Origin of the sequence: Lentibacter sp. (assembly GCF_965657785.1) — a bacterium.
Lineage (GTDB): Bacteria > Pseudomonadota > Alphaproteobacteria > Rhodobacterales > Rhodobacteraceae > Lentibacter.
Map to the genome: position 1 here is coordinate 1 of NZ_CBFHPP010000052.1, position 3,079 is coordinate 3,079.

Genomic DNA, 3,079 nt, shown 5'->3' on the forward strand with positions numbered 1-3,079 from the left:
CGTTGTGCGCCTCAGCGCCGCCGGTGAAGTGGGTTCTAAGGTGACTTCACCAAACCCGCAACCCCTTTTTTAGGAAAAGGTGGGATTAATTTAATTGGCTGTTTTCATCGCGGCTTTCCCTGCGTTTAAGCCCACGCCCGTTGGTATTTTCAGCTTCTCGTCACCTCGGCACAAGACCTCCGCACTGGCGGCACCGGCTCAAGACCTCATGGGTTTTGCGCCTCTGGTGCCCCCATAAAGGCGACTCGCCCCCTGAACTGCGCCGAGTCACAGGGCGAATCTAGGATGGATCAGTGCAAGCGCACGGAATCACCTGTGCCCACCCGAGTCGCAGACCGAATCTGTTGAGACCTAGCCTCATGAGAGAAGCGCCAGAAGGACGACAGCGCCGATCCATTCGTCCCGCGTCGCGCCTTCCTCAGGCGCGAGAGCTGTCAGGAAAGCTCTTATCAATCCACGTTTCCAGCTTATGTGCGAGAACGGCTGCATTGGGGTCGCGCACACAATGAACATGGTTTCCGCTCGCGTCCTCAATATCGGCGGCCCCGCCGACCATGGTTTGCCAGTAGGCCTCGTTCTCGGCTTTTCTCGGATTCTCCTCGAGACAGGAAAACATTAACACTTTGGTCAGATTGACGGGGCGCGGGCTGTGTAGCCGAAAGGCCGTCTCATCTGCCACGGGCAATTCCTGGCTGGGGCGCTTGAAGAGAATATGCCCGCACCGGTCCAACATCCTGCGCAGATCGCCTTGTTTGAGGAGCGGGCTGACAATGCGGCGCAGCCACCAGGAGAATCGCTCGGTCTGGAGTTGGGGCGCGGTTGGCTCCAGCAACACCAGCGCAAGATCTTCGGCCCCCCGCGCTGTCATCTCGCGCGCAACTTCAAGGGCCAGACCCGTTCCCGCCGAAAAACCGGCGATCACCATCGGCCCGAGCCCATGCTCTCGCTCTATCGTGTCGCAGGCATAACACGCCATATCCACAATGCTCTGGCGCTCAAATTGCACGCGCTCTGTAATGTCGCGCACATGAACTCCAAAGTAGCTGCGGCTCTCCCCCAATGCTGTCATCATATAGAGCCAGTCGGAGAACTCCCCGTTCTCGACAGGCATAACAAAAACAGGCGGACCGCCCGCGCCGCTTTTAAGGGTCACCATATCCTCGCGCGGCGCGTCATCAATCCGGTTGGCAATCTCGGCAATCGAAGCGCCCTGCATGATAAAGCTCTCATACCCCAAACGGACCTTATGGCGCTCCTCCAAGGCGACAAGCGCCGACATGGCTTGTAAAGAATCACCGCCAATATCAAAAAAGTCGTCACGCGCCGTATAGTCACTGTGCCCCAAGACCTCCTGCCATATCTCGGCCACGTCCTGCTCGGTCTCGGTCAAATTCTCGTCCGCGATATTACCCCGCTCCCGAACCGTGTCTGGCGTCGGCAAGGCCTTTCTTTTGATCTTGCCAGACTCGGTTTTGGGCAGCCTTTTATGAGAGATGAAATAATTGGGAACCATATAGGCTGGAATGCGTTCCATCAGGCGTGCGCGATACTCCCGCGCATTTATTTCGTGCCCGACCTCGACAGCATAATGACACACCAGCTGCCGCACACCCTGCGGGTTCAGCCAGCTCGTCACAGCCAGCTCGGCAAAGCCGCTGTCCTTGGAGATTTCGGCTTCCACTTCCGAATACCGGACCGAATACCCCCTGATCTTCACCTGATCATCAATACGCCCGATCAAATGAAGGCAACCCTCACTGTCAAAATAGCCAAGATCGCCCGTATAGAGGGCGCGTCGCCCGTCTGCTTCTGTCCAGTAGACGCCTTTGCTCTGTTCAGGGTTGTTCAAATAATGCTCGGCAAGATAACGGCTGCGCTTCACAATCACGCCCGCAACACCCTGCATAACAGGGCGCCCTTCTTTATCTACAATGCTCAGCTCCCCCGCCACAGGCGGATAGCCCGCAGGAAGCGGCCCATCAGGAAGCCTGTCCCCTTTCACAAAATCAAAACACGCCAGAAGCCCGCATTCTGTCGAGCCATAGCTGTTGGTGAGCACCGCGCCCTCAGGACACAGCCGCTCAAACTCAGCCACATCTCGCGGCAAGATCGCCTCCCCTGCCAGCCGTATGAAGCGCATATTTGGAAAAGGCTCGCTGGCGTTTTCAGCGATCGCGCGAAACGCGACAGGGTAGCTTTGAAAGCCCGTGATCTCTTGCGCCCGCAGCCAAGGCACAATGCCAGCGGCCCCTTTGCCGCGAAAGTCGTAAAAACAAGCCTCTGCGCCAGCCCAAAAGCTTGAGAACACAGTATCAAACCACATTTCGCCAAAGAGCGCGATCTTATCATCAGGCCTGAGCCCCGCCGCCGTGGCATGGGCCTCGATATAATGGTCAAGCACCTCTCCTGACAGCGGCACAAGCTTTGGAAGCCCGCTCGACCCTGACGTCGGCTCGATCGACCATATCTGCGCCCCGCTTGGCTTTTCGGGCAACGCAAAGCTTTGCTCAAGAGACAAAAGCTCCGACAAAGGGTCTGCCTCTAGGCCACACTGGGCTGCAAGGTCAGCGCCCGCTTGGGTTTCGTAAAGAACTCGCTTCACTTGGGCCGTCTTGAAGATATGCTCGATCTTGGTCGGATTTTCACGCTCATCCAGCGGAACAATCGCCACATCAATCTTGAGCGCCGCCAAAGCCGTGATGCAGACCGACACCATAGAGCGCTTCAAACAGCCGATGCAGTCGCCTGCCCTGATGCCCTGACGTGACAATTCGGCGGCCAATGCCGTCGTTTGGCGCTCAAGCTCGCTATAAGTCAGACAAACCTCATCATCAGAGAGGGCAGGACGATCTGGATGATCGCGCGCGTGATGCGCTAGGCGGTCAAGAAGGCAACTCATAAACGAAACGGCTCCAGTTCAAGGCACTTTCTGGATGTAAAACACAGAAAATGACCGGAATTAAGGCCACCGTTGTTGAACAGATCGTTTCGGATCGATTTGCGGTTATGTTTTGAAGGCAAAACAGCATTTTTTTGTGTGCTGTATTTGTCTATGAGATCGTCAGAGAGATATCGTTTG

1 protein-coding gene is annotated in these 3,079 nt (G+C 56.4%); it reads right to left on the reverse strand.

Annotated elements, in window-relative coordinates; all coding sequences use genetic code 11:
- Positions 1-418 precede the first annotated feature (418 nt).
- Positions 419-2,899 carry an AMP-binding protein gene (locus tag ACTF58_RS13420; RefSeq protein WP_438992470.1) on the reverse strand — a complete coding sequence of 827 codons (2,481 nt, stop codon included), beginning with the start codon at positions 2,897-2,899 and terminating at the stop codon, positions 419-421.
- Positions 2,900-3,079: the final 180 nt, after the last annotated feature.

Bases quoted from the DNA above. Each gene is read 5' to 3' on its own strand.
- ACTF58_RS13420 (WP_438992470.1), bottom strand. From the start codon at position 2,899: ATGAGTTGCCTTCTTGACCGCCTAGCGCATCACGCGCGCGATCATCCA.